1 pseudogene is annotated in these 556 nt (G+C 41.2%); it reads left to right on the top strand.

Features of this window, described 5'->3' with window-relative positions:
* Window positions 1-556 (top strand): annotated as a pseudogene (locus QTO00_RS20690) (outer membrane beta-barrel protein); the annotation flags it as partial.

Below are 556 nucleotides of genomic sequence, written 5' to 3'. Positions count from 1 at the left end.
ACCTACCAGATTGCATATCAAATCTCATCTGGTTTTTATACTGACAGTGGTGATGATAATTATGTTGACCACAAGATATCGACCAATAATTCTATTATTCTGAATAGTCGAAATGCCCTTTCTCTAAATTATGCCTACCTATTTCTTCATGAAGAACGTGGTACAGGAATTCTCGCGGGTGACTCGCTGTCTACAATCGCTTCAGGGCCAGTTGAATATGCTGTTAATGATGCAAGCATCGTACATGCTTTTGGGGCTGATGAAGCTAAAGGAAGAATCGAAACTACCGTACGCATGCAGGATAGGAAGTACCATAACTATCGTTACATTCAGGACCCACGTTTTAGTCAAATTAGTACTCGTTTCAAGGACTACTTCGAGTATGGCGGTGGGGTGGCCTTTTATTGGCGTGCTTTTCCCGCAACGAGTTTACTGTTTGAAATAGATGCATCTAAACGTGCTTATGATCTAAATGATCCTGTGACCAGTAATTCGCAGGATAGTGTTGACATATTTTACCTAACTGGTGCGACGTGGGATATCACAGGTAAAACAA

The sequence above is a fragment of the Vibrio sp. M260118 genome (assembly GCF_036533755.1).
Taxonomy (GTDB): Bacteria; Pseudomonadota; Gammaproteobacteria; order Enterobacterales; family Vibrionaceae; genus Vibrio.
The sequence above is the reverse complement of the archived record's forward strand: the minus strand, read 5'-3'. Positions and strand labels throughout refer to the sequence as shown.